This is a genomic window from Janthinobacterium sp. GW821-FHT03A03 (genome assembly GCF_059421435.1).
The window spans coordinates 117811-139221 of sequence record NZ_JBWKUZ010000014.1 but is presented as its reverse complement, the minus strand read 5'-3'; the positions used below and the strand labels follow the sequence as shown (position 1 = coordinate 139221).

The 21411-nt window shown below is 61.5% G+C and carries 17 protein-coding genes and 1 rRNA gene; 9 read left to right on the top strand and 9 right to left on the bottom strand.

The annotated features are described in order from the left end of the window. Positions 1-1439 (bottom strand): 16S ribosomal RNA (locus tag AC07VI_RS21700); the annotation flags it as partial. 546 nt (positions 1440-1985) lie between these two features. Between AC07VI_RS21700 and AC07VI_RS21695 the strand changes: the two genes are divergently transcribed. Further along, a complete protein-coding gene (locus tag AC07VI_RS21695) occupies positions 1986-3365 on the top strand; it encodes a sodium-dependent transporter (RefSeq protein WP_099419546.1) in 1380 nt (459 codons plus the stop codon). On the opposite strand, the gene AC07VI_RS21690 is transcribed toward AC07VI_RS21695, so the two are convergent. The 7 genes from AC07VI_RS21690 to AC07VI_RS21660 all read right to left on the bottom strand — a co-directional run bounded on the left by AC07VI_RS21690 (position 3366) and on the right by AC07VI_RS21660 (position 10815). Continuing rightward, on the bottom strand, positions 3366-3980 hold the full coding sequence (locus AC07VI_RS21690; protein ID WP_492991905.1) for a M15 family metallopeptidase: 615 nt from the start codon (positions 3978-3980) through the stop codon (positions 3366-3368). After that, the gene (locus AC07VI_RS21685; protein WP_086147429.1) at positions 3980-4882 is read right to left on the bottom strand and encodes a LysR family transcriptional regulator; all 903 of its coding nucleotides are present in this window, start codon (positions 4880-4882) and stop codon (positions 3980-3982) included. Before AC07VI_RS21685 ends, AC07VI_RS21690 begins: the two co-directional genes overlap by 1 nt. 83 nt (positions 4883-4965) lie before the next feature. Continuing rightward, positions 4966-5766 (bottom strand): N-acetylmuramoyl-L-alanine amidase, encoded by an 801-nt coding sequence (locus tag AC07VI_RS21680; RefSeq protein ID WP_099374791.1) that lies wholly within the window; start codon positions 5764-5766, stop codon positions 4966-4968. Between the two features lie 30 nt (positions 5767-5796). Then, complete coding sequence (locus tag AC07VI_RS21675) at positions 5797-6744, bottom strand: BadF/BadG/BcrA/BcrD ATPase family protein (protein ID WP_492991907.1); 948 nt, start codon at positions 6742-6744, stop codon at positions 5797-5799. Between the two features lie 93 nt (positions 6745-6837). Beyond that, entirely contained in the window at positions 6838-8499 is a 1662-nt protein-coding gene (locus AC07VI_RS21670; protein ID WP_492991909.1) for a glycoside hydrolase family 10-like protein, read from the bottom strand. Between the two features lie 90 nt (positions 8500-8589). Beyond that, a complete protein-coding gene (locus AC07VI_RS21665) occupies positions 8590-9888 on the bottom strand; it encodes an MFS transporter (protein ID WP_492991911.1) in 1299 nt (432 codons plus the stop codon). A gap of 45 nt (positions 9889-9933) precedes the next feature. Then, positions 9934-10815: an N-acetylmuramic acid 6-phosphate etherase gene (locus tag AC07VI_RS21660; RefSeq protein ID WP_086147434.1), complete on the bottom strand. Its 882-nt coding sequence runs from the start codon at positions 10813-10815 to the stop codon at positions 9934-9936. Positions 10816-11002: 187 nt separating this feature from the next. Here AC07VI_RS21660 and AC07VI_RS21655 point away from each other — a divergent pair, with 187 nt between their 5' ends. Together AC07VI_RS21655 and AC07VI_RS21650 are read left to right on the top strand one after the other, a co-directional pair. Beyond that, positions 11003-12061, top strand: coding sequence for a helix-turn-helix transcriptional regulator (locus AC07VI_RS21655; RefSeq protein ID WP_492991913.1), 1059 nt, complete (start codon positions 11003-11005; stop codon positions 12059-12061). A gap of 142 nt (positions 12062-12203) precedes the next feature. Next, a complete protein-coding gene (locus AC07VI_RS21650) occupies positions 12204-13337 on the top strand; it encodes a nuclear transport factor 2 family protein (RefSeq protein WP_492991915.1) in 1134 nt (377 codons plus the stop codon). Between the two features lie 14 nt (positions 13338-13351). Here the strand turns inward: AC07VI_RS21650 and AC07VI_RS21645 are convergent, their stop codons facing one another. Next, positions 13352-14092 carry a GntR family transcriptional regulator gene (locus AC07VI_RS21645; protein WP_086147437.1) on the bottom strand — a complete coding sequence of 247 codons (741 nt, stop codon included), beginning with the start codon at positions 14090-14092 and terminating at the stop codon, positions 13352-13354. 227 nt (positions 14093-14319) lie between these two features. On the opposite strand from AC07VI_RS21645, the gene AC07VI_RS21640 reads away from it, so the two are divergent. The 6 genes from AC07VI_RS21640 to bioA all read left to right on the top strand — a co-directional run bounded on the left by AC07VI_RS21640 (position 14320) and on the right by bioA (position 21411). Beyond that, on the top strand, positions 14320-15657 hold the full coding sequence (locus AC07VI_RS21640; protein ID WP_492991919.1) for a serine hydrolase domain-containing protein: 1338 nt from the start codon (positions 14320-14322) through the stop codon (positions 15655-15657). 89 nt (positions 15658-15746) lie between these two features. After that, on the top strand, positions 15747-17033 hold the full coding sequence (locus AC07VI_RS21635) for a D-amino acid dehydrogenase (protein ID WP_086147439.1): 1287 nt from the start codon (positions 15747-15749) through the stop codon (positions 17031-17033). Positions 17034-17116: 83 nt separating this feature from the next. Beyond that, a complete protein-coding gene (locus AC07VI_RS21630) occupies positions 17117-17566 on the top strand; it encodes a YchJ family protein (protein ID WP_086147440.1) in 450 nt (149 codons plus the stop codon). Positions 17567-17606: 40 nt separating this feature from the next. Next, positions 17607-19229, top strand: coding sequence for a carboxyl transferase domain-containing protein (locus AC07VI_RS21625; protein WP_086147441.1), 1623 nt, complete (start codon positions 17607-17609; stop codon positions 19227-19229). Between the two features lie 21 nt (positions 19230-19250). Next, positions 19251-20039 (top strand): enoyl-CoA hydratase/isomerase family protein, encoded by a 789-nt coding sequence (locus tag AC07VI_RS21620; protein WP_086147442.1) that lies wholly within the window; start codon positions 19251-19253, stop codon positions 20037-20039. A gap of 31 nt (positions 20040-20070) precedes the next feature. After that, entirely contained in the window at positions 20071-21411 is a 1341-nt protein-coding gene (bioA, locus tag AC07VI_RS21615; protein WP_086147443.1) for an adenosylmethionine--8-amino-7-oxononanoate transaminase, read from the top strand.

Here is a 21411-nt window from a genome sequence, read left to right as displayed (position 1 = left end):
CGGTTAAGCTACCTACTTCTGGTAAAACCCGCTCCCATGGTGTGACGGGCGGTGTGTACAAGACCCGGGAACGTATTCACCGCGACATGCTGATCCGCGATTACTAGCGATTCCAACTTCATGCAGTCGAGTTGCAGACTACAATCCGGACTACGATACACTTTCTGCGATTAGCTCCCCCTCGCGGGTTGGCGGCGCTCTGTATGTACCATTGTATGACGTGTGAAGCCCTACCCATAAGGGCCATGAGGACTTGACGTCATCCCCACCTTCCTCCGGTTTGTCACCGGCAGTCTCATTAGAGTGCCCTTTCGTAGCAACTAATGACAAGGGTTGCGCTCGTTGCGGGACTTAACCCAACATCTCACGACACGAGCTGACGACAGCCATGCAGCACCTGTGTACTGGTTCTCTTTCGAGCACTCCCCAATCTCTCGGGGATTCCAGCCATGTCAAGGGTAGGTAAGGTTTTTCGCGTTGCATCGAATTAATCCACATCATCCACCGCTTGTGCGGGTCCCCGTCAATTCCTTTGAGTTTTAATCTTGCGACCGTACTCCCCAGGCGGTCTACTTCACGCGTTAGCTGCGTTACCAAGTCAATTAAGACCCGACAACTAGTAGACATCGTTTAGGGCGTGGACTACCAGGGTATCTAATCCTGTTTGCTCCCCACGCTTTCGTGCATGAGCGTCAATCTTGACCCAGGGGGCTGCCTTCGCCATCGGTGTTCCTCCACATATCTACGCATTTCACTGCTACACGTGGAATTCTACCCCCCTCTGCCAGATTCTAGCCTTGCAGTCTCCAATGCAATTCCCAGGTTGAGCCCGGGGATTTCACATCAGACTTACAAAACCGCCTGCGCACGCTTTACGCCCAGTAATTCCGATTAACGCTTGCACCCTACGTATTACCGCGGCTGCTGGCACGTAGTTAGCCGGTGCTTATTCTTCAGGTACCGTCATTAGCAAGAGATATTAGCCCTCACCGTTTCTTCCCTGACAAAAGAGCTTTACAACCCGAAGGCCTTCTTCACTCACGCGGCATTGCTGGATCAGGCTTTCGCCCATTGTCCAAAATTCCCCACTGCTGCCTCCCGTAGGAGTCTGGACCGTGTCTCAGTTCCAGTGTGGCTGGTCGTCCTCTCAGACCAGCTACTGATCGATGCCTTGGTAGGCTTTTACCCTACCAACTAGCTAATCAGATATCGGCCGCTCCACGAGCATGAGGTCTTGCGATCCCCCACTTTCATCCGTAGATCGTATGCGGTATTAGCGTAACTTTCGCTACGTTATCCCCCACTCCAGGGTACGTTCCGATATATTACTCACCCGTTCGCCACTCGCCACCAGAGCAAGCTCCGTGCTGCCGTTCGACTTGCATGTGTAAGGCATGCCGCCAGCGTTCAATCTGAGCCAGGATCAAACTCTTCAGTTTAATCTCTGTTACTTTGCCGTTTTACCGGCATGGTCGAACTATTTAACTAGTTCAAACCCCTCGCATTGCGAGGTGTTTGCTCACTCAAAAACAACTGACAGGCCACTTCTTGCGAAGCGTCCTATTTCATTTATTTATTCGTGAACATTTGATATTTTAAGTATGACGCCAATCCGAAGATCGGCGCTGCACTTGCATCAAATGTCCACACTTATCGACTGTTAATTGTTAAAGAACTGTATTCGGTTACTGCTTTCGCGCTATCGACAAAGCGTTGTGTTTGTCAGCTGCGAAGAAGGAAGAGTATGAAGCATTTCGCTACATCCGTCAACTCCTTCTTTTACTACTCATCGCCGTTTCCGGTGATCCTCAACTGCCGCATTTGACTGCGTCTCATTGGGGAGGCGAACTATAGCAAAGCGCCCCCGTGGAAGCAAGGCTTTTCCGGGGTATTTGCGGCCAACTGCTACAATTTCGCCCCCTCCGCGCCAAACGGCGCTTGCCTATATATATATAGAACCATTATAGAACCATAGAAGATTCACCATGAAACAACAAGCTCAAGGATCAGGCCTGACCCTGAAACGAGCTGGCTTTACCACTGGCTTCGGCGTGCTCGCCGCCACCCTCGGTTCCGCAGTCGGTCTCGGCAACATCTGGAAGTTCCCCTACCTGACGGGCGCCAATGGCGGCGCCGGCTTCCTGCTCATCTATCTGCTCGCTACCTTGTTAGTGGGATTGCCCGTGATGATCGCGGAAATCACCCTGGGGCGCCGCGCCAAGGTCAATCCCATCTCCACCATGGAACGGCTGGCACCGAAGGGCAAGCCCTGGTGGCTGGTCGGCGTGATCGGCATGGTCGCCGCCTTCCTGATCGTCGCGTTCTACTCGGAAGTGGTGGGCTGGGTGTTTGCCTATATCGCCAAGGCCATCGATGGCTCCATCTTGAGCAGCGACAAGCTGGTGACGGAAGCGGCTTTCGCCTCGCTGATCAGCAATCCTTTGCAATCGCTGTTCTGGCAATGGGGCGTGCTGCTGTTTATCGGCGGTATCTTGATGCTGGGCGTGACCAAGGGTATCGAGGCGATCGCCAAGAAACTGATGCCGCTGCTGTTCCTGCTGCTGCTCCTGCTATGCGCGGTCAGTCTGTCGCTCGATAAAGCGGGCGAAGGCCTGGCGTTCCTGTTCCGTCCTGACTTTTCCAAGCTGACGGCTTCCGTCGTGCTGACGGCCATGGGCCTGGCCTTCTTTAAATTGTCCGTCGGCATGGGCACGATGATGACTTACGGCAGCTATTTCCGCGACGATCAGAATATTCCCGTTACCACCTTGCGCGTGATGGCAGCCGACCTCGGTGTATCGATGCTGGCCGGCATCGCCATCTTCCCCGCCGTGTTCACGTTTGGCTTTGCCCCCAGCGCGGGACCGTCGCTGGTGTTCATCACGATTCCCGCCGTGTTTTCGCAAATTCCCATGGGCCAAGCCCTGATGGTGGTGTTCTTCATCCTCGCCGCCGTGGCCGCCACAGGGGCGATGCTGTCGCTGATGGAAGTGCCCGTGGTGATTTTCCATGAACGTTTCGGCTGGACGCGCACGAAGGCCACCGTCGTGACCATGCTGCTGCTGGCCGTGCTCGGTTCCGTGTGCGCCCTGAGCAACAGCACCCTGGCGGACTTCAAGTTATTCAATTTGAATATGTTTGATCTGTTCGACTTCGTCTCGTCGAATATCTTCCTGCCCGTGGGCGGCATCGCGATTGCCTTGTTTACAGGCTGGGCCTGGGGCAAGCAGCATTTCATCGAGGCGATCAGCAATCATGGCCAGCTGCAAAATCAAACCCTGGCGCATGTGCTGCTGTTCCTGCTGCGCTTTGTCTCGCCCGTGCTGATCCTGATCGTGATGCTGAAAGGTTTAAAGGTCTTCTAATCAGAGTACCCGGGTGTAGGTCTGGCGCACCGGCACCCGGTCGCCGCAATCGAAATGCCACCATTCGCTGTTGATGCCGAAGAAACCCGCCTGGAACATGGCGTCGCGCAACAGGCGGCGGTGTGCCACCTGCTCCTCGGCAATTTCTCCCTTTTCCAGCAAAACCAACTCCAGTGCCGGATGCGAGCGCTCACTCAGGTCATCAAAACCCGTGCCCATGTCCAGCTCCTGCCCGTCCGGCCCGACGATGGTGATGTCGAGCGCCATGCCGAACGAGTGAATCGAGCCGCGCGAGGGCTCGGCGATGTAACCGAGCAACTCCGTTCCCTGCAATGCATCCCACAGTTGCTGCTGCACCCGCTGCGGGCGCAGGGCGTCGAGCACCAAGAGATGATGATCGGGGCGCTGCGCGGCCAGCCAGGCCACGGCCCGTTCCAGCGCGGCGGCCGCATCGCGGTGCAGCCAGGCGCAATCGATGGGACTGTATAAGTCGCGGCCGACGAAATTGTCGGGCGTGGCATAGCGCAAGTCGACGGCAATGCCGGCGATACTGCTCAGGTGGCGAAATTGCGGATCGCTGCCGACCGCTTCCAATTGCAAACTTGCAACAGACATCAGACTTCTCTTTCCAGGCAGTTGCGCGCCGCCACGCCGATGCTGTCGGCCAGGCGCCGCGCGCCATGCGACAGCGGCGAGTGGCTCGCCGTCAATAAATACAGTTGGATCGGTATCGTGGGCGCCCAGGGACGGCGCTGCAGGCGCTCGGGCGAGCCGGAGGCGGCCGTAAACGGGTCGACCACGGCCATGCCGGCGCCCGCTTCCACCAGGGAACGGGCGATTTGATAGGTTTGCACCACGGTGGAAAACACGGGGTGGATGTCCTGTGCCTCGCAGGCGGCCACCACCAGTTCGCCCAGCGGATCGTTGTCGGCATGACCGATCAGCTCGCCATTCAGGCCATGCGCCGTCAACGGCGTGCCGCAATCGGCCGCATGCCAGGTGCCGGCCGGGGCGATCACCGTCATGACACCGTGCGCCAGCGGTTCGGCCACGATGCCCGGGTGGCGCGGGTCTTGCAGCGACACGGCCAGGTCCGCTTCACCGAGGCGCAGGGTATTGACGATCTCGCCCGTGTGATGGGTGGCCAGCTGGCATCGCGTGTGGGGAAAATCGCGCCGCCACTCCGTCATGGCAAACGGCAAGACGCTGATGGCGAGCGTCGGCGTGGACACCAGGCGGATGGTTTCCACCGCATGGCCCTTCAGGCTGGCCGCCAGGCGGCGGATTCCCAATAGATCGCGGTTGAGCTTTTCCGTTTCGACAAACAAACGGTGCGCCTCGGGCTTCGGGTACAGCTTGCCCCGCACACGCTCGAACAGCGGCATGCCCAGTTGCAATTCGCAATGCTGCAAGACCTTGGTCACGGCCGGCTGCGAGATATGCAGCACCTGGGCCGCGCCGCTGATGGTGCCAACTTGCATGATGGCGTGAAACACTTCGATATGACGCAGCCGCATGGGCTATTCCTTTACCTTGCCGTGGCCCCGTGGGCCGTCAATGTTCAGCATATAAGAAAAAGTCATGGGCTGGAACGGCCGTGCTACTTTGTTGCAACAGCTGTGGCCGGCGTCGTCAGCACTTCCAGCAGGGCCGCCGTCTCGCCGTCCGGCATGCCGTCAAACCGCGTATTGCGGTATTTCATCTGGAAGGCGATCAGGACATTGCGCGTCGCTTCATCGAACACGCCCGTCTGCGGCGTCGCATAGCCATGCTGGGCCAGCTTTTTCTGGAACCAGACGGCGTCCGGCACTTGCTGCTCAAAAACGAGGCGTTGCGCGGCGACACGGTTGGCATCGGGCCAGACGATCAGGCCCGCATCGGCCAGTTGGCGCCATGGAAACAGCGGTCCCGGGTCCTGCTTGCGCTGCGGGGCGATCTCGTTATGACCGAGGATATTTTCCGGCGCGATGTTGTAGCGGGCCTGGATATCTTTCAACAGCGGAATCAGCTCATCAATCTGTGCCTGCGGGAATGGATACCAGAGGCGGCCTTCCGGCGTGTCCTTGTAGCCGGGGTTGACGATCTCGATGCCGATCGAGCTGACATTTAACTGTGTATAAGTCTTCCAGTTACTCACACCCGCGTGATTGGCCTGGCGCGATTCGTCGACCAGCACGTAAAACTTCGGCTTGTCCGTGTCGGTCAGCAAATAATGGCTGCTGACCACTTGTTCCGTCAGGATCTTGATCGAGCGGGGCAGGTCGCTCACCGTGTAATGGATGACGATGAATTTCACGCGCGGGCTCTGGCTGCGCGCCGTCAAGCTATGGTCGAGGTGCGGCGCGGGCGTGCTACAGGCGGAAAGCAGGGCCACCAGCAGGGCGAGGGCGATTTTTTTCATGAAAGATCCGTGTTCGGGTTAATAAAATGTTCAGTTCTTGCCAGTACGCTGGCCTGCTGCCCTGGCCGCCACCTTGGCCGCAGCCTCATGCGAACGGGCAACTTTTTGCTCCATCTGCAACGATACGGGCAAAACGGCCCGCATGGCAGCCGCGATGGCCGGGTGCAACTGCGCCGCGCGGCCCGCCAACACCACGGGACGGGGACCATGGCGCGCCGTCAGGGCCAAGGCCAAACGCGCCAGTTCCTGTCCCGCGCGCTGCAAGATGTCCAGCGCCAGCGGGTCGGCGTCCGCGCTAGCGGCCACGGCCAGCGCCAGCTGGCCGATGGCGCCCCGGTCCTGGCCATACATGAAGGCGCGCGACAGCGACCAGTCGCTGCCACCCAGTTGCGCAAACACGGCCCCGGCCATGGGCGAGCCTTGCCAGCTGCCGGGCGCCTCGTCTTCACGGCGCCAGATGTGGCGCAAGGCTTCGCGCGCGATCCAGTAGCCGCCGCCGCCATCGTCGAGCAGCACGCCGCGCCCGCCCGCGCGGTGAAACACGCCCTCCGCATCGATCCAGGCGGCGATCGAGCCCGTGCCTGCGTAGACCAGATAACCTTCGCCTGGTTCAAAACTGTCGCGATAGGCGATTTCAATGTCGTTGCCCAAGCTGACGTCGGCGGCGTCCAGCGCCAGCAGCGCGGCCAAGGTTTGCGCCAGCACAACATCATCGCCGCCAAAGCCCGTCAAACCCGCCACCACGGCGCGCGGCTGGCCGATGGCCAGCACTTGCTTGCACAACGTTGCAAACGTGGCATGCACGGCGGCGCGGCCCGCCTCGCTGCTCATTTGCAAGGCAGACAAGCCTTCCACGGCGCCGTCGGCCACGATGATGCCGTCGGCGGTAGCCAGGGCCCAGCGCGTCTGCGTGCCGCCCGCGTCGATGCCCAGCCCGAGCACGGCAGAGTCAGTATTGCTTGCAGAGAAGGAAATCATGGCATGAGTGTAAAGCCAAGCGAAGCTTGCAGGCATGAAAGCTTGCGCATGTTTCATGCCTGCAGGTTATGGACTGCCGGTAATCCGGCAAAGTTACTTGGCGGCGGCCGCAAACGGTTCGCGCACGGTGACGCGGGGGCTTTCATTGCCGAGGCGGTCCACGGCGCTGACCACCACCGCGTTGACTTTGCCGGTGGCATCATCGACCAGGGTCAGTTCGCCCTGCACGCCCGTGACTACGGTGAAGCGCCAGTCTTCGCCATAGCGGGCCCAGATCGCATATTGCGCCACAGGTTTGCCGCCGCCCGCCGTCAGTTTCATATTCAGGCTGGTGGAATCGCGGCGCAAGGCCAGCGCGGGCGTGCCCGGTGCTTCCTTGCCCAGCCACGGCGTGGCGGGGATCAGGGCAGGGCTTAGATAGACAGTTGCCTTGAGTTGCTCGCTGACACCCTTACGGTTCTGCATCAGGGGCACCATGCTGAAATGCACTTGCCCATTCGCCCCGGGGCGCGTGCGCGTCACCTCGATCTGCTTGATGATCTCTTGCGGCGTGAAGGACTTGGCGGAATTGTCGATACGGCTCGTATATAAACCGGGCCACACGTGGCGGCCATACGGATTTTGCGCCAGCCAGTAGTCGAGCAGCACGCCAAACGCCTGCGGCGCCTGCGCCACGGGCCAGTACAGCTGCGGCGACAGATAATCGAGCCAGCCCTTGGCCAGCCACAATTCCGCATCCGCATACAATTTATCGTACTGGCTGAAGCCGACGATGCCGGCAGGGCGGCGGTCGGGACGGCCGATGCCGAACGGGCTGATGCCGAAACGCACCCAGTTCTTTTCGCGGTGGATGCCCGTATATAAAGCTTCGATCAGCTGGTTGACGTTCTGGCGGCGCCAGGAAGCGCGGTCCAGCTGGCCGCCGGCCAGCAGATATTGCTGCCAGGAAGGCTCATCGGGGAAGGGCAATTCGCGCTTGGCGCCGCCATTGCCCGCGTCCAGCGCGGCCGTTTCCGCACCGGCGCCGGCGCCGGGCGCGTCGATCGGATACGGATAAAAGTAGTCGTCGATGTGCACGCCATCGATATCGTAGCGGCGCACCACGTCGAGCACCACGTCCGTCGTGTGCTTCGAGGCGGCGGCGTCGCCCGGGTCCATCCACAGGTAGCGGCCGTATTGCTTGACGGACGCCGGATTGGTGGACGCGAAACTGTCGCGCGCCAGCGGCGACTTGGCCGTCGCGTGACGGGCACGATAGGGGTTGAACCAGGCGTGCAATTCCAGGCCGCGCGCATGCGCCTGCGCCACCCAGAAGGCCAGCGGGTCATACAGGGGCAATGGCGGCTGGCCTTGCTTGCCCGTCAGGTATTCCGACCACGGTTCCAGCTGCGACGGGTAAATCGTGTCCGCGCTGGGACGCACCTGCAGCACAATCGCGTTCAGATTCAAGGACTTGGCGCGGTCGAGGATGGCGATCGCCTCGGCTTGCTGCTTGGCGACCGGCAAGTTATTGCGGCTGGGCCAGTCGATATTGGCGACCGTCGAGACCCAGGCGGCGCGGAACTCGCGCGGCGCCGGCGGCGGCACTTCGCCCGTGATGTGCTGCACGGGCGGCACGGCCGGCAAGCCTGCTTCGCCTGGCGTCACTGCGGAAGGCATTTTGGTGCTGGTACAGCTGCTGAGCAATGTGGCGGTGGCCAGCGCGGCCAGTACGCCGGTCGTGGCGCCCAGGCGTTTTTTAAAAGTAGACAACAAAACAATTCCTTGCAGTGGTGAAGCGCAGGTCGATCGGTGGAGCATTTTACTGTGCGCCCGCCATCCTTGCGGGCGCACGGTTCAAAAGAATCAGGCCTCGGCCTTCTTGCCGAATTCCGGATCGATCTTGACCAGCGCGGCCATGATGAAGGCGGGAATGGTGGCGATGCAGACCCAGATGAAGAAGTGCTGGTAGCCGAGCATTTGCTGTATCCAGCCGCTGGCCATGCCCGGCAACATCATGCCCAGGGCCATGAAGCCCGTGCAAATGGCGTAATGGGCCGTTTTATGGGCGCCATCGGACACCATGATCATGTACAGCATGTACGAGGCGAAACCAAAGCCGTAACCGAATTGCTCCAACGCAATGCCCCCCGCGATCACATAGATATTGCTGGGCAAGGCGCAGGCCAGGTACACAAACACCAGGTCGGGCAGATGGACGGACAGCACCATGATCCACAGGCAACGTTTCAAGCCGAAGCGGGAAATGATGAATCCGCCCAGCAAGCCGCCCAGGGTCAGGGCGATCACGCCGATGGTGCCGTAGACGAGGCCCACCTGTTCCGTACTGAGGCCCAGGCCGCCCTTGGCGACGGGGTCGAGCAGGAAGGGCGCAGCCAGCTTCAACAGTTGCGCTTCGCCGAGGCGGAACAGCAGCAAGAAGCCGAGGATGACGACAATATCCTTCTTCCTGAAAAACGCGGCAAAGGTGGCGACGAACTCTTGCAGCGGAGAAATACCAGCGTCCTGGATGCTGGGGCGGTCATCCTTCGGTTTCGGCAAGACGAAGTAGTGGTAGAGGAAGAGGGTGATGAACAGGCCCGCCAGAATCGCAAACACGACGGACCAGGCCAGCTGCACATTGCCCGTCGCATGCGTCAGATAGCCGGCCAGGAACACGAGCCCGCCCTGGCCCGCGATCATCGCCAGGCGGTAAAACGTGCTGCGCACGCCGACGAAGGCCGCCTGCTGGTGTTCTTCCAGGCCCAGCATATAAAAGCCGTCGGCGGCGATATCATGCGTGGCGGAACTGAAAGCCATCAGCCAGAAAATGGCCAGGCTGATCTGGAAAAAATGGGGCAAGGAGGTCGTCAGGGCCACCAGCGCCAGCGCGGCGCCGATCACCAGCTGCAGGCCGACAATCCAGAAGCGCTTGGTGCGGTACATATCGATGAATGGCGACCACAGGGGCTTGATAACCCACGGCAAGTACAGCCAGCTCGTATACAGGGCGATATCCGTATTGGAAAAGCCGTAATTCTTGTACATGATCACGGACAAGGTCATGACCACGACATAGGGTATGCCCTGGCCGAAATACAGGGAAGGGATCCACAGCCACGGTTTGTTGGCGCGCGCCGCAGTGGGTTGTTTCACTAGCTCCATACATCCTTCTTGGTCTCCCAGACAGAAGAATGCCGCGCCATCGGATCAGTCCGCCAGTGCCGCCCGCACACTGCCGTCCGCTCTGGCCAACAATGCCTGTGCCTGGTTGGTGTTAATTTTTTTGATCAAGGCAACAATCGCCACCTTGACGTGATAGTGGCATTGCTCCAGCACGGCCCTGGCCTGCGCCTCGCTGGCGCCGGTGGCATGCATGGTCAGACGCACGGCCCGCCAGATCAGCTTGGCGTTGGTCGGCTTCAAGTCTACCATCAAGTTTCCGTACGTTTTGTGCAAACCGACCATCAGGGCGCTGGAAATCGTGTTCAGGGTGATTTTTTGCGCCGTGCCCGCTTTCAGCCGCGTGCTGCCGGAAATGACTTCCGTGCCCGTGTCGAGGACGATGCCGCATTGCGCCTCGTGCGCCACGGGGGCGTCCACGTTGTTGGCGATGCCGATGGTCAAGGCGCCCGCCTTGCGCGCGGCCAGCAGGGCGCCCAGCACGTACGGCGTGGCGCCGGAGGCGGCCAGCAGGATCACCACATCGTTTTCCTGCGGCAACAGGGCCAGCACATCGCGCTCGCCTTGCTGTAAATCATCTTCCGCGCCTTCGACGGCCGTAAACATGGCGCCCGCGCCGCCAGCCAGGATGGCGACGGCCCGCTCGGGCGGCCAGGAAAACGTGGGAGTCAATTCAACGCTGTCGAGCACGCCCAGGCGCCCCGACGTGCCCGCGCCCACGTACAGCAGGCGTCCGCCGGCGGCGATGCGGGGCAGGGCGGCCGTGATGGCGGCCGCTATCTGCGGCGAGGCCAGCCGCACGGCTTCGACGGCCCAGAACTGGTCATCGACCAGCGCCGCCACCAGTTGCTCTACCGGATACAGGTCCAGATCCGGATGCCGCCGGCTCGGGGTTTCAGTTTTCAACATGATTTCAGAACATGGTTGAAGGTGAAACCAGTTTAATACCGATGTGCAAGATCAGCCATGAAAGGATGGCAGGCGGGCATAACGGGAGTTTATGGCTAGTGCAGGAAGATGGTGTACTACTTGTACTTCGATACGCTCCCGTTTGTGTCTATACTTCGCTTCGACGCCACAATCCACGACACGCCCCATGATCGCTCGCCAATTGCTGTTCCTGTTTAGCGCCCTGGGCGCCATCAACGGCATTTTCCTGGCCGTCTATTTTTTCAGCCGCCGGCCTCGCTGCCTGGCCGACTGCATGCTCGGTGCATTGCTGCTTGCCGTAGGGGTGCGCACCGCCAAATCCGCGTTTCTCTACTTCAACCCGGCGATCGCACTCGAGTTCCGCCAGCTGGGCCTGTCGGCATGCCTGCTGATCGGTCCCTTGACCTATCTCTATGTGCGCTCTTTCCTGGCCGGACTCGCGCAACAGCCTGCCGGCCAGCAATGGCGCTGGCATCTCGGCCTGTCCTTCCTGCTGATAGGCATAGGCGTTGCCTTTCCCTATTCCGCGTATCGTCCTGTATGGGACCGTTCCAGCCATGCGATTCATCTGTTCTGGCTCTGCTACCTGCTGGCGGCCGCCAGCTTGCTGTGGCAAAGCCGCCATGCATGGCTGAACGAGGGACAGCGGATGGCCACCAGCAGCATGCTGATGCTGAGCGTCTTCGCCGGCAGCTGTGTCATGCTGGCGGCATACGCGAGCACGCCGTTCACGTCGTATATAGTCGGCGCCTTGTCGTTCACCTTCTCGCTGCATGTCGCCGTCATGGTCTTTCTGCTAAGAAAGGAAACCTCGACGCCTGCCGAGCCGAAGCCGAAATACCAGAACAGCCGCCTGACGCACGACGAGGCGCTTGCCGTGCTCGCCGCGCTGGAACAACAGATGAGCGGGCAGAAATCCTATCTGAATCCGAACCTCACCCTGGCGCAACTGGCCAAACGGGCGGGATGTACGCAGGCGCAGGTGTCGCAGGTGCTGAATGACAAGCTGGGCAAGAGCTTCACTACCTACATCAACGAATTCCGTATCGCCGAAGCGAAACAGGTCTTGGCCGACGAGCCGCAACTGAACATGGATACCGTTGCCGAGCGCTGCGGTTTCAATTCCAGTTCCACCTTCTACTCGACCTTCAAGAAAGTGGCTGGGCAGACACCCGCCAGCTTCCGCGCCCAATCCAGCCCAGCGGCCAGGGCCGTTTCCCCCTAAAACCGCTCCGGAATCGCCATTCCGGAGTCTGCAATCCTGTTTGGCGACATCAATTCCCCTGCATTTCGATAACTTATCGACCAGCAACGACCTGAAATAGTCGTTGCTCCGATAAACGCAGTTATTCATTGAGGGTAAAGTCATGATTCAGTTTTTATTGCGAACGGTGCTCGCCTGTTGCTTGCTCGGCAGCGCCGCCGCCGGCACCGCCGCAACCGCCGACCAGGACGACAATGCCATCCGGGAGACCGTGCGCTTGTATCTGCACGGCACCAGCTTCAACGTACCGGACGAGATCAACCAGGCCTTCCATGCCACCGCCCGTCTTTACCTGGACGGCAAAAACGATGCGGAATGGGAGCTCAGCGGTCCGGAATACGCCAAACTCTTTTCCCCAGAGAAAATAGGGCAATTCAATGGGCGCCACGGGCGACTGATCAAGGTGGAGGCGAGCGGCAAGGTGGCCACCGCCAAGGCCGAGATCCACATTCCCCAGCAAGGGGTGCGCTATGTGGACGTATTTCTTTTGAAAAAGATCGGCGGCAACTGGAAGATCATCAGCAAGTCGGCCGATCGCGAGCCGGCAGCCCCGCGCCAGACACGCAAGGTGCTGCTGGTCGTATCAAATGTGCATCAATATCCCGGCACAAAAATTAACGCAGGCAATAACTTTCCCGAACTGGCCTATACCTATGATGCCTTTCGCAAAGCAGGGTACGCGGTCGACTTCGTCAGTCCCGAGGGGGGCGCCATTCCCCTGGAAATGATCGTCACGTCGGACGAATTGCTCAAAAAGCATCTGTACGACAGTGATTTCATGTGGGCACTAGCCCATACCAAGCCCGTTTCCGAGGTCAGGGCCGACGAGTATGCGGGCATGGCTTTCGTCGGCGGCGGCGCGGCCATCGTCGGCATCCCGGAGAACAAGCCGCTGCAGAACATCGCTATGCGTATCTACGAACAACAAGGCGGGGTGATTGCGGCCATCTGCCATGGCACCGAGGGCATCAAGAACCTGAAGCTCAGCGACGGTACTTTCCTAATCCAGGGCAAGGTGCTCACCTCGTTCCCCGATGCGTATCTCAACAAGGAGTCACCGATATACAAGGCCTATCCGTTTTCGGCGGAAGCGAGCATCAAGCGCCATGGCGGCATCTTCCGGCACGGCGCCAATGGCAAGAGTCACGTCGAGGTCGATGGCCGGCTGGTGACCGGCATGAGCTGGGAGTCGTCCGTCGGCGTGGCCGAATCGATGATCCGCCTGTTCGGACAGTAATTCAGGCAGCGGAATTACGGAGAACGGCGCATTTCCGCCACGAAGTCGTAATGGTCGCTGCGGCAATACGAATGCGTCAGTTCCACCGCTTCGCCCGTTTCCAGGTAGGCGATACGCGTGATGAACAGCACGGCCTGGCCATCGGGGATGCCCAGTTGCTCGGCCAGCACGTCCGTCGCATTCATGGCGCGGATGTGCTGCAAGGCGCGCACGGGGGCCTTCTTGATGCTGCTCAAATATTCATACAGCGAATCGCCCACGGCGGCCGGATCCGGCACCACGCTGAACGGCAGCACGCTCACTTCATACGCCATCACCACGTCGTCGGCCAGGCGCAAGCGCTCCAGGCGCGCCACTTTCGTGTTCTGCGCCAGGCCCAGGCTCAGCTGCTCGTCGCTGCTGGCGATGACGACATCGCGCTTGAGCCAGCGCGAGCCGGGACGGTAGCCGCGCTGCTGCAGCTGCTCGGAAAAGCTCGACAGGTTCGACAGCGGCTGTTCGATGCGCGGGGCAATATAGTTGCCCGAACCGCGGCGGCGCACGACGAGGCCTTGCTCGACCAATTGATCGATGGCCTTGCGGGCAGTCACGCGCGATACGTCGAGCAGTTCGGACAGGGTACGTTCGGATGGCAGGGCCTGGTCTACCTGGTAGCGGCCGTTGCGCACGTCATCGCTCAGCTTGCGGGCGATCTGCATATATAAAGGCGAATTGTCATTTAAATCGACCTTGAGTTCTACGCTGGTCTGGCTCATACAGTTCTCCTTGTCCTCCTAGTGTAATAGCGATGACGCTTGCGCGTAGCCCGTCCACCCATGAATAAATGGAAAATGGGCATAAATAACGGTTATACACTTAAAAAAACGATGTTTTACCGTACGTATAGCTTTGCATTATAGATAAATAAGCAATTTTCATTAGCCATGGAAACCATCGCGCTCTATGCTGGCGGCGCCTCCACCACAGCGCGACACAGGGAAACATGCATAACAAAATGACGGGTTTATTGGGCTTGCTACTGCTGGGCACCACCTGGACGGCGCTGGCCGCCCCGTCCGGCAGCGGCACTGAGCAGTTGCTGCAACACGAACAGCAGCGCGCCCTCGATGCGGCCCTGGCCGCCATCGTCGATGATCGCGCGCATCCGCTGGCCAGCCTGTCCGTGCTGGCCATTCGCCGGGGAAAAGTATCGTATCAGCAACAATTTGGCTACCGGCACATCGGCGCCACGCCGGCGGAAAACCTGCCCGTGACGCCGGCCACCCTGTTCCGCATCGCTTCCGTATCGAAGATGATGACGACCCTGGGCCTGATGCGGCTGGTCGAACAGGGCAAGCTGAGCCTGGACCAGGACGTGGGCATCTATTTAGGCTTTTCGCTGCGCAACCCGCATTTTCCCCAGCGGCCCGTGACCCTGCGCAGCCTGCTCAGCCACACGTCCTCGCTGCGCGACGCGGGCGGCTATGCCTGGGGACCCGAACGCAGCCTGCGCGACGTGTTGACGGCCGGCGGCGACGCGATGTGGGATTCCAGCGCCGCGCCCGGCAGTTACTTTAGCTATTCCAACCTGAACTGGGGCGTGATCGGCACCGTGATGGAGCAAGTCACGGGCGAGCGCTTCGACCTGCTGATGCGGCGCCTGCTGCTCGATCCCCTGCAGTTGCGCGGCGGCTACCACCCGGCGGCATTTTCCAGGGAAGAGCTGGCGGACACGGCCACCCTGTACCGCAAGCGCGCGCCGGACACGGAAGCGTGGCGGCCAGCCGGCCCCTGGATCGCCCAGGCCGACGATTTTGACCAGCATCCCCCGGCCGGCCTGGCCAACTACGTGATCGGCAGCAACGCCACCGTCTTCAGTCCCACGGGCGGCTTGCGCATTTCCGCCGCGGGACTGGGCAAGGTCATGCAGATGCTGCTCGACGGCGGGCGCTACCGGAATCAGCAGCTATTGCAGCCGGCCAGCATCGCCTTGATGTTTGACCGCCAATGGCAGCTGGCACCCGATGGCAGCAATGGCAACAGCGAACGGGGCTTGTACCGCGCCTGGGGCCTCGGCAACCAGCAGTTCGATGCGGTGGAAGGACAGGGCAACGGCCTGGTCGAGGGAGGCAGCTTTTCGGCCGTGGGCCACCTGGGCGACGCGTATGGCCTCGTCTCCGCCTTCGTGCTCGATTTCAAGCACAAGCATGGCATGGTGATGCTGGTGGGCGGTACTGGCAGCGATCCGGAACGCTATCCGGGCAGCTATTCCGCCATGGGCCGCAGCGAGGAATTGATACTCACCACCTTGTACCGCGGTGCGATTGATAATAATCAATAGTGCGACAAGATGGTGCATTCCTGAAAGTTATGGCTGCACCATGATGTTTCATTGGCTGCCGGGATGACCAGCCTCTAAGCTCTCATCGAATGCTTCCGCACCATGGGAGCGCAACGCAGCGAGGCAACATGCAGCAACACGTCATCATCATCGGCGGCGGCGTCGTCGGTCTGACTTCGGCCTGGTGGCTGGCCGAGGCCGGCTACAGGGTCACTTTACTGGAACGCAATGAACAGGTGGCGATCGCCGCCAGCTACCGCAACGGCGGCCAGCTCAGCTATCGCTATGTGGCACCGCTGGCCGACGCGGGCGTGCCCTTGAAAGCTTTGCAATGGCTGCTGCAGAAAGACGGTCCGCTGCGCTTCCGTCCCGAAGCGGACTGGCGCCAATGGCGCTGGCTGGCCAGCTTCCTGCGCAATTGCAATGCAGCCAGCAATGCCCGCACGACGGCCAAGCTGCTGCAACTGGGAGAACTGAGCCGCGCCGGCATGGCGCAGCTGGAACTGACGGTGCCGCCCGAAGCGTATGCCTGGCGCGATGCGGGCAAACTCATCGTCTACCGCTCGCCCGCCATCTTCCAGCGGGCCGTGGCGCGGCCCGAATCAGAAGAGGCGCGCATCGTGCTGTCTCCCGCTGAGGCCGTGCAGCGCGAACCGGCGCTGGCCGCCTTGCAGGGCGCGCTGGCGGGCGGCATTTTTACGGAAGGCGAGGCGGTGGCCGATTGCCACGCCTTTTGCCTGGCGCTGGAAGCGCGCTTGCTGCAGCACCCGAACTGCTCGCTCATCCTGAAAGGCGAGGCGCGCCGCCTCCTCACGCACAAGGGCACGATCACGGGCGTCGACACCAGCCTGGGCCTGCTGCAAGCGGACCACTACGTGCTGGCGGCCGGCATCCAGAGCCGCGACCTGGCCGCCACGGCCGGCATCTACCTGCCCCTGTATCCGCTGAAGGGCTACAGCCTGACGGCGCCCATCCGCGCGCAGGACCGGGCGCCCGAGATCAGCATCACGGATTTCGAGCGCAAGGTGCTGTATGCGCGCATAGGCGGCGACCTGCGCGTGGCCGCCATGGTCGACATGGTGGGCGCCGACAACAGCATCGACTGGAACCGCATCGCCGGCCTGACGCGGCTGGCGCGCGAAGCCATGCCGCACGGCGCCGATTACGACCAGGCCACGGCCTGGGCCGGCCTGCGCCCCGCCACGCCGAACAGCGCGCCGCTGGTGGGCGCCAGCAAAGTCGGCAACCTGTGGCTCAACGTGGGCCATGGCCCGCTGGGCTTTACCTTTGCCGCCGGCACGGCGCGCATCCTGGCCGACTTGATGCAGAACAAGGCGCCGCCGTTCGCGCTGGACTTCCTCAGTCCAAAAAGATAGCGCGCCGGCGGCCGGCGCCGCCGTTATGGCGGATAATTGCGGAACTTTCCTGTTCCCTCTTTTCTGTTCCATATCGTCAGCGCATGCCCACACCCTCGAAATTGTCCGCCTGCCCCTGCGGCGGCGCCTCCTACGCCAGCTGCTGCGGCCCGTATCTCGCGGGCGACGCCCTGCCGCCCACGGCCGAAGCCCTGATGCGTTCGCGCTACACGGCGTTCACCTTGCGCGACGAGCCCTACCTGCGCGCCACCTGGCACGCCAGCACCCGTCCCGCCGACGCCTTGTTTGCCGACGAAGAAAAAGTCCACTGGCTGGGACTTGAGGTAAAATCTGCTTTACGTTTACGTCAACGTAAAGCAGTATCAGCAGATCAAGCCGAAGAGATACATCGCGACACCGTGGAATTCGTGGCCCGCTACAAGGTCAACGGCCGCGCGCACCGCCTGCATGAGGTGAGCCGCTTCGTGCGCGAGGCGGGCGAGGGCGGTGGCGCCCTGCGCTGGTTTTATCTCGACGGCAGTTTTCCCGAATAGCGCGACCCGAGAGACCGGGCGATAATAAAAAGGAACCGCAATGCCGCACATCGAAAGCAAACTCAATCCGCGCAGTGAAGATTTCAAGGCCAATGCCGCGGCCATGCAAGCCATCGTCGACGATTTGCGCGACAAGGTGGAAAAAATCGCGGCCGGCGGCGGCGAAGCTGCCTGCGCCAAGCATGTCGCGCGCGGAAAACTGCTGCCGCGCGACCGCGTGCAGATGCTGCTCGATCCCGGCACGCCCTTCCTCGAGTTTTCCCAGATGGCGGCCTACGCCATGTACCAGGACGCCAAGGGCGTCGATGCGGCGCCCGCCGCCGGCATCATCACCGGCATCGGCAGGGTCTCGGGCCAGGAATGCGTCATCGTCTGCAACGACGCCACCGTCAAGGGCGGCACCTACTACCCGATGACGGTCAAAAAGCATTTGCGCGCCCAGGAAATCGCCGACCAGAACAACCTGCCCTGCATCTACCTGGTCGACTCGGGCGGCGCCAACCTGCCGAACCAGGACGACGTCTTCCCCGACCGCGACCATTTCGGCCGCATTTTTTATAACCAGGCGAACCTGTCGGCCAAGGGCATCCCGCAAATCGCCGTCGTGATGGGCTCTTGCACGGCCGGCGGCGCCTATGTGCCGGCCATGAGCGACGAGTCGATCATCGTCAAGGAGCAGGGCACGATTTTCCTCGGCGGCCCGCCGCTGGTCAAAGCGGCGACGGGCGAAGTGGTGACGGCCGAAGACCTGGGCGGCGGCGACGTGCACACGCGCCTGTCCGGCGTGGTCGACCACCTGGCGCAGAACGATTTGCATGCGCTGTCGCTGGCGCGCACCATCGTCTCTAACCTGAACCGCAAAAAACCGCAGCAGATGGCCCTGCGCGAGTCGGTCGAGCCGAAATATCCGACGCAGGAGCTGTATGGCGTGATCCCCGTCGACACGCGCAAACCGTTCGACGTGAGGGAGGTGATCGCGCGCATCGTCGACGGCAGCGATTTCGACGAATTCAAGGCCCGCTACGGCACCACCCTGATCTGCGGCTTCGCCCACATCTATGGCGTCAAAGTCGGCATCATCGCCAATAACGGCATCCTGTTCTCCGAATCGGCCCTGAAAGGCACGCATTTCATCGAATTGTGCTGCCAGCGCAAGATCCCCCTGGTGTTTTTGCAAAATATCACGGGCTTCATGGTGGGCCGCAAATACGAAAACGAGGGCATCGCCCGCAATGGCGCCAAGATGGTCACCGCCGTCGCCACGGCGGCCGTGCCGAAGTTCACCGTCATCATCGGCGGCAGCTTCGGCGCCGGCAACTACGGCATGTGCGGCCGCGCGTTCTCTCCCCGTTTCATGTGGATGTGGCCGAATGCGCGCATTTCCGTCATGGGCGGCGACCAGGCGGCCTCCGTGCTGGCGACCGTCAAGCGCGACGGCATCGAAGGCAAGGGCGGGCAGTGGAGCGCAGACGAGGAAGCGGCCTTCAAGCAGCCGATCAAGGAGCAGTACGAGCACCAGGGCCACCCGTATTACGCCACCGCGCGCCTGTGGGACGACGGCGTGATCGACCCGGCCGACACCCGCATGGTGCTGGGCCTGGGCCTGTCGGCCGCGCTCAACGCGGAAATCCCGGACACGAAGTTCGGCGTATTCCGCATGTAAGCGGCATTCAGGGAGAAGAGCATGGAATTTGAAACCTTAAAGCTGGTCATCGAGGGCAATGTCGCCACCGTGACCCTGAACCGCCCCGACGTGCGCAACGCCTTCAACGAGACGACGATCGCCGAACTGGCGCGCGCCTTCGAGGGCCTGGGGCGCAGCGAGATGGTGCGCGCCATCGTGCTGGCGGCCAATGGCGCGGCCTTCTGCGCCGGCGCGGACCTGAACTGGATGAAGAAGATGGCAAGCTACACGCATGCCGAAAACCAGGCCGACGCGCTGCAGCTGGCGCAGATGCTGCGCACGATTTACCTGTGTCCCAAGCCCGTGGTGGCGAAGATCCAGGGCGACTGCTATGCGGGCGGCATGGGCCTCGTCGCCGCATGCGATATCATTCTGGCTGCGGAAGACGTGCATTTCTGCCTGAGCGAAGTGCGGCTGGGACTGATCCCGGCCACTATTTCACCGTATGTCATCAAGGCCATGGGCGAAAACGCGGCACGCCGCTATTTCCTGACGGCGGAGCGATTCTCCGCCCAGGAAGCGCTGCGCATCGGCTTTGCCCACGAGGTAGTCGAAGCAAGCGCGCTGGACGCAAAAACGGCCGAGGTACTCAAAGCGCTGACGGGCAACAGCCCGCACGCCGTGGCGCAAGCGAAAACGCTGGTGCGCGAGATCGTCGGCCTGCCCGTCGACGACGCGCTGCTGGCGGACACCGCCGAACGCATCGCGCAGATCCGCGCCTCGGAACAGGGACGCGAAGGCGTGCAATCGTTCCTCGACAAGCGCAAGCCGGGTTGGCTCATGGGCTAGCGCATGGATTAAGAAAATCATTGGAGCAGTTTTGAAAGCAGAAAAACAATCGGGCTGGGTCGAACGCAGTCTGCGCAGCGTGTGGCACCCTTGCACACAAATGCAGCACCACGCATCGGCTCACGACGCAGTCCCCTTGATCCCCGTCAGCCATGGCCGCGGCGCCTGGCTGTATGATCACGAAGGACGACGCTACCTGGACGCCATCAGCTCCTGGTGGGTGAACCTGTTCGGCCATGCCAATCCGCGCATCAATGCGGAACTGAAGGACCAGCTGGACCGCCTGGAACACGCAATGCTGGCCGGTTTTACGCATGAACCGGTGATCGAGCTGTCGGAAAAGCTCTCCGCCTTGACGGGCGGCGTGCTTGGCCACAGCTTTTACGCGTCCGACGGGGCGTCGGCCGTGGAAATCGCCCTGAAAATGAGTTTTCATGCGTGGCGCAACAGCGGCAAAGGTGAAAAACAGGAATTCGTCTGCCTGAAAGGCAGCTACCACGGCGAAACCATCGGCGCCCTGGCCGTCACCGATGTCGCCCTGTTCAAGGATGCCTACGGCCCCCTGCTGCGTGCCTCGCAGACGGTGATGTCGCCCGACTTCCGCCAGGCGGCCGAGGGCGAAACGGCGCAGGACGTGGCGCGCCGCGCCGCGGCCGACGTGGAACGGCTGTTCCAGGAAAAAGCGGACAAAATCGCCGCCATCATCATCGAGCCGCTGGTGCAGTGCGCCACCGGCATGGCCATGCACGACCCGCTGTACCTGTCGCTCGTGCGCGCCCTGTGCGACCGCTATCAAGTCCATTTGATCCTCGACGAAATCGCCGTCGGCTGCGGCCGCACGGGCACGTTCTTTGCCTGCGAACAGGCCGGCATCTGGCCCGACTTCGTCTGCCTGTCGAAGGGCATCAGCGGCGGCTATTTGCCGCTGTCCCTCGTGATGACGCGCGAAGACATCTACCAGGCGTTCTACAGCACCGACGTGCGCCGCGGCTTTTTGCATTCGCACTCGTACACGGGCAATCCGCTGGCCTGCCGCGCGGCGCTGGCGACCCTGTCGATTTTCGAGGAAGACGACGTGCTGGCGGCCAACCGGGAACGCGCCGCCAGGATCACGCGCGCCCTGGCGCCGCTGGCGCAGCATGAAAAAGTCAAGAATTTCCGCCAGCAGGGCATGATCTGGGCCTTTGACGCCGTCGATGCAGCGCCCGACTTTTCGCGCCGCTTCTTCAGCACGGCGCTGCAACACGAACTGTTGATGCGCCCCATCGGCGCCACCGTCTACCTGATGCCGCCGTACATCCTCGACGACGCAGAAATCGCGGGCCTGGGCCAGCAGACGCTGGCCGTCTTCAACAAAGTGATCGGAGCCTGA